5 protein-coding genes are annotated in these 5,837 nt (G+C 27.6%); 3 read left to right on the top strand and 2 right to left on the bottom strand.

The genetic code is table 11. The features are described 5' to 3' along the window. A partial coding sequence (locus JWF52_RS17435; protein ID WP_208334760.1) for an HAD family hydrolase occupies window positions 1–724 on the bottom strand: 724 nt, incomplete at its 3' end. A gap of 278 nt (window positions 725–1,002) precedes the next feature. Between JWF52_RS17435 and JWF52_RS17430 the strand changes: the two genes are divergently transcribed. Further along, window positions 1,003–2,085 (top strand): hypothetical protein, encoded by a 1,083-nt coding sequence (locus tag JWF52_RS17430; RefSeq protein WP_208334759.1) that lies wholly within the window; start codon window positions 1,003–1,005, stop codon window positions 2,083–2,085. 240 nt (window positions 2,086–2,325) lie between these two features. Here the strand turns inward: JWF52_RS17430 and JWF52_RS17425 are convergent, their stop codons facing one another. Then, window positions 2,326–2,865, bottom strand: a complete 540-nt coding sequence (locus tag JWF52_RS17425) for a hypothetical protein (protein WP_208334758.1) — start codon at window positions 2,863–2,865, stop codon at window positions 2,326–2,328. A 201-nt stretch (window positions 2,866–3,066) separates the two neighbouring features. Here JWF52_RS17425 and JWF52_RS17420 point away from each other — a divergent pair, with 201 nt between their 5' ends. Beyond that, window positions 3,067–3,435 carry an ArsR/SmtB family transcription factor gene (locus tag JWF52_RS17420; protein ID WP_208334757.1) on the top strand — a complete coding sequence of 123 codons (369 nt, stop codon included), beginning with the start codon at window positions 3,067–3,069 and terminating at the stop codon, window positions 3,433–3,435. 11 nt (window positions 3,436–3,446) lie between these two features. Next, a complete protein-coding gene (locus JWF52_RS17415; RefSeq protein ID WP_208334756.1) occupies window positions 3,447–5,816 on the top strand; it encodes a heavy metal translocating P-type ATPase in 2,370 nt (789 codons plus the stop codon). Window positions 5,817–5,837: the final 21 nt, after the last annotated feature.

Here is a 5,837-nt window from a genome sequence, read left to right as displayed (position 1 = left end):
TATCAAGTACATTAACGTTTGGAGATAAAGAATAAACTATATCTTTTCTCTCAACGATTATTTGAGTATGTTTTGATATATTAACATCAGTTGAAATATGATTTAAAAGCTCTTTCGTAGGATTTATCGCAATTGGATTACCTACTCTTCTAAGCATATTTATATCACCGTTAGTATCGCCATAAGCGAAGGATTTTGATAAATCTACGTTATATTTATCTACAAAATCATTTATAGCCGTGTTTTTACTTTTAGAGTCCCACATTGGTATAACTGTTCCATTAAATGTTTCATTTTCAAATATATAGTCACTTCCAATAAAATCTGTAACATTATATTTTTTAGCCATTTTTTCAACTAAAAAATTAGGACTTCCAGATATAAATATTACTATATGACCATTATCTAAATGCCATTTTATTCTTGAACGAGTATATTTATAAACTCTGTCGGACTTTAGTTTTATTACTTGATCACTAGTAAAATCTATACAAGTTTTATCAAGACCTATTAAAGATTTTACATATAGTTCACATACATCGTCTAAGTAATCATCGTAATTTCCTTGTCTTTTATCCCAATCCATGAAAGTATCTCTAGCATGTTCAAACCATACCTTTTGGTCGATTATATCGTATTTAATTAATTTTTTAAAATGTTCAACCATAAGAGAGTCTCTATAAAGAGTACCGTCTATATCGAAAAAAGCTGCAATGTTTCCCATAAATATCACCTCGATTAAGCATTTATTTCATTATATTATAAATTATGTATAAGTTGTAAACTTAAATTAAATAATTTTAAATTATTTAATTTAAAAATAAATTATTAAAATATAATTAGTTTATATCATATTCAAAAACATATACATTTATTACAATTAATTATGGTTTTACATAGAATAGAATATAAATAAAAGTAAAAAGTAATAAATAATAAATTTTGTCTAAGTTTATATGTTAAACTCAAATATAGAGATATAAAAGATAAGGATGTGAATTTATGGAATTCAATTTTGCAAAGATAACAAATTCAAGGCTTATGGGAAGTATGGGGCTTTTAATAGTATGGAAAAAAGATAAAGGGAATTTATATCAATATTTTTTATTAGATGCAGAAGGACTAGGATTAGCAGATTATGTTAGCCTAAAAAATCCAACTAAAGATGAAGCTTATAGAGAAGAAGAGCGATTAATGGGCGGATTAGGTTCAGATAGGATAAAAATATCTGAAAAAGAGGCGTTATTTTTAATCAAATATTTTGGAAAGAAAAACTCTTATTATGAAAAGCCACTTCCTGGGGACATTGAAGAATATATAGATATAATAGAAAATTATGAATCTGACCTAAATATTGAGCAGATGTATCCAATAATATGTAAAGAAATAAATGATGAAGTAGAATTTATAAACTATATGACTATGAGGTTTATTGCTTGGGATAGGGAAAGTTTAAGATATTTTTCAGGAAGCGAAGAAATATCTAATATGCATATAACTAATATAAATGGAACCCTATTAAAAAATGAAGTAACTAGCAAAGGAAAAGGAAAATATATAAGTGAAGCGTTGTATGAAGATAATGACGGATATTATTTCTCCAAAATAGCTTTTAGTATATGTAAAGATAATGGAAAGTTTAAAATAAATTCTATACTTGTTACAGATAAGGAACCTGTATATGATTTTGAAGTTTTTGATGAAATATCTAAGCCAGAATATATAAGTATATATAAATTAAAAAATAAAGAAGAGTTTTTAGAAAAGTTTTATATTGATAATCCATTCTTACTTAAAAGTGATATGGAAGATGGAGTATTCTTTACTAGATTTAATTTTAATAATAAGCATGTCAAAGAAAATGTATATGTTATCAATAATGATATAAAAGCAATCTATTATCAAATAGAAGATGATTTCTTTGTTGGAACATATAGTGATAATTGTAGAAAGTATATAACTAAAATACTAGAGTGTAATTATAATGAATATATTAAGCGCCAAGAAGAATTATACTTTGAGGAAAATGTATTATATGATTTTGTAGAATCTGGATCAAATGATTTTTATGATTTTCTAGACTAAATAAAAAATTTACTTCGTTCATGTGGCTTAAATGCTTCTCCAACACGTTGCTCAAACGACTGAGTCCGTTGATAAAATATAATATATTGGAAATTAAAATTTCCTTATATAAAAATAAAGTCATGAACTTAAACTAGTCATGACTTTATTTTGTATTTATAATATTGGGGGAATATTATGAGGAATACATTTATATTGTAGACAAATATAAAAATTTTATAACACATATTATAAAAAAATTTACATTTCTTCCTCGTCAAATTCCTCCATGTGTATTTGAGGCATGCCAGGCATCATCATATAAGGTGACATCATCCATGGCATCATCATACCATTCATCATAGGCATACCCTGTGGCATCATCATACCATTCATCATAGGCATACCTGGAGGAATCATCATGCCATTCATCATAGGCATACCTGGAGGCATCATCATACCATTCATCATAGGCATATTTTGAGGCATCATGTTGTTAGGCATACACTGCATAGGATTTGCCATATCCATATAGAAATCGTTCATATCTTCATAGTCAAAATCATTATCATTTTCTGGATTAGGGCATTGGCCCATCATAGAATTATTCATGCAAGGGTTCATATAAGTCATATACCCACTATTAGCCATGTTAGGATCCATTTGATTATTTTGAAATGGCATACCATTCATTGTATAAGGGTTTATATACATCATAGGATCTATATAAGGTTTAGGGTATATATAATTAGGATCCATATCATCATTTTGTTTACTTGAAAACATATCAAAATTCATCATTCATCATTCCTCCTAAAATACTATAAGTAAAACTTTTATAATTAGCTCTAATAATATATATATTAGAAAAAAACTTATTATGTGTACTTTATAAGTTATTTTAAATTAAATAATTTTGGTTGCAAAAATTGGACATAAGTCATATAATGAATATATGAACAGTTATTCATATATTAAAATGAAAATTGGAGGAAAAAAACTATGACAAAAGATATAGATACATGCAATTGTACAGACATACATGATGAGGTAGTAAAAGAAGTTAAAAGTACGATGCCTCAAGAAGAGATGCTATATGATTTAGCAGAATTATTTAAAGTTTTTGGAGATACAACAAGAGTAAAAATATTATATGCACTATTTGCAAATGAAATGTGTGTATGCGATATAGCGGATTTGTTAGGTATGACTCAATCGGCAATATCTCATCAGCTTAGAGTTTTAAAGCAAGCTAGATTAGTAAAGTTTAGAAAAGAAGGGAAGACAGTTTATTATTCCTTAGACGATAGTCATATAAGTCAAATATTTGATTGTGGATTGAACCATATTAAAGAGACATATAAGAGATAGGAGGTATATATATGGGAGCTTGCAGTTTAATAAAAAAAGAAATTATTCTTGGGGGACTTAACTGTGCGCACTGTGCAGAGGTAATAGGAGAAAAAGTATCTAAGTTAGAAGAAGTTGAATCTTCAAACTTAAACTTTATAAATAAAAAACTTACAGTAAATATAATAGATTCTTATGATGAAGAAAAAATTATATCCAATATTATAGATATAATAGATAAAACAGAGCCAGGCTTAAATATCCAAGTATTAGGGGATTCAAAAAAAGTAAAAAGAGAGATTATTTTAGGTGGACTTAACTGTGCACATTGTGCGGAAGTTATAAACGAAAAAGTATCTAATTTAGAAGAAATAGATTCTTCAAATTTAAACTTTATAAATAAAAAACTTATAGTAAATATAAAAAAATCTTTTGATGAAAAAGAAACTATAAATAAAATAGTAGGAATTGTTAATGCAACAGAACCTGGTTTAGATATACAAATAAAAAATGAAAATGATAATATTAAAAAATCAGAAGTTAAAGAAGAAAAAAATGATTCAAATAAAAAAGATATAATAAAGCTAGTAATAGGAACATTAGTATATATCTTTGGGATATATCAAATTGCAACTGGATTTGAAAGTAAACTTGCAGATGTAATGTTTATAATAGCATACGTAATAGTAGGTGGAGAAGTTTTACTAAAGGCTACAAAAAATGCTATAAGAGGTCAAATGTTTGATGAAAACTTCTTAATGTCTATTGCTACAGTTGGAGCATTAGTTATAGGTGAATTGCCAGAAGCAGTAGGAGTTATGCTTTTTTATCAATTAGGAGAATTCTTACAAGGTATAGCAGTAGGAAAATCTAGAAAATCTATAACATCACTTATGGAGATAAGACCAGATTATGCAAACTTAAAAGAAGGGGCAGAACTTAAAGTAGTTTCTCCTGAAGAAGTTAAAATAGGCGATATAATAGTTGTAAAACCAGGAGAAAAAGTTCCACTAGATGGTATAGTAATAGATGGATATTCAATGGTAGATACATCTGCACTTACAGGAGAATCTGTATTAAGAGAAGTATCAAAAGGAGAAGATGTATTATCAGGATTTATAAATAAAAATGCTTTATTAACTATAGAAGTTACTAAAGGATTTGAAGAATCAACAGTTTCTAAAATATTAGATTTAGTTGAAAACGCAAGTAGTAAAAAATCTAAAACTGAAAACTTTATAACTAAGTTCTCAAAGTACTATACACCAGCAGTGGTTATAGGAGCTATTTTAGTGGCAGTTGTACCTCCAATGATAATACCTGGGGCTACATTTAGTGAATGGTTATATAGAGGATTAGTATTCTTAGTTGTATCTTGTCCATGTGCATTAGTTTTATCTATACCACTTAGTTTCTTTAGTGGAATAGGATTTGCATCTAAGAACGGTATACTAATAAAAGGAAGTAATTATTTAGAAGCACTTAGAAATATTGATACAGTTGTATTTGATAAAACAGGAACACTTACAAAAGGTGTATTTAACGTAACTAAGGTTAATGCAGTTGGAATATCTGAAGAACAATTATTAGAATATGCTGCTTTTGCAGAGGCAAATTCTAATCATCCAATAGCAAAATCAATATTAAACTATTATGATAAAAAAATAGATTTAGATAAAATAAGTAGTTATGAAGAGATTGCAGCTTATGGAATAAGAATAAACTATAATGATGAACTTATTTTAGCAGGAAATGAAAAATTAATGAAAAAAGAAAATATATTCTATTCACCAGCTAAAGAAGTTGGTACAGTAGTTTATATAGCTGTTAATCAAGCATACAGAGGATATATAGTAATATCAGATGAAGTAAAAGAAGATAGTGAAAAAGCTATAAAAAATCTAAAATCATTAGGAATAAAAGATGTTGTAATGTTAACTGGTGATAATGAAAAAGTAGCTAACTCTATAGCGAAAGAACTTGGAGTAGATAAAGTATACTCAAACCTACTTCCTAATGAAAAGGTAGATAAGTTAGAAGAGATATATAAAGGTAAATCAGAAAAAGAAAAAGTAATATTTGTTGGAGATGGAATAAATGATGCTCCAGTATTAGCTAGAGCTGATATAGGTATAGCTATGGGAGGATTAGGTTCAGATGCAGCCATAGAAGCTGCGGATGTAGTCTTAATGACAGATGAACCAAGTAAAATTTCTAAAGCAATAGAAATAGCAAGTAAAACTAATAAAATAGTATGGCAAAATATAATATTTGCATTAGCTGTAAAAGCTATAGTTTTAGTACTAGGAGCAGGTGGAGTTGCTACTATGTGGGAAGCTATATTTGCAGATGTTGGTGTTGCATTAATAGCAGTATTAAATGCAATGAGAGCTATGAGATAGGAATAAAAAAACGAACTCAAT

It is taken from the genome of Clostridium sp. CCUG 7971 (assembly GCF_017590215.1).
Taxonomy (GTDB): Bacteria; Bacillota; Clostridia; order Peptostreptococcales; family Peptostreptococcaceae; genus Faecalimicrobium.
The sequence above is the reverse complement of the archived record's forward strand: the minus strand, read 5'-3'. Positions and strand labels throughout refer to the sequence as shown.

Coding starts and splice junctions, on each gene's coding strand:
- JWF52_RS17430 (WP_208334759.1), top strand. CDS start 1,003: ATGGAATTCAATTTTGCAAAGATAACAAATTCAAGGCTTATGGGAAGT.
- JWF52_RS17415 (WP_208334756.1), top strand. CDS start 3,447: ATGGGAGCTTGCAGTTTAATAAAAAAAGAAATTATTCTTGGGGGACTT.
- JWF52_RS17420 (WP_208334757.1), top strand. CDS start 3,067: ATGACAAAAGATATAGATACATGCAATTGTACAGACATACATGATGAG.
- JWF52_RS17425 (WP_208334758.1), bottom strand. CDS start 2,865: ATGATGAATTTTGATATGTTTTCAAGTAAACAAAATGATGATATGGAT.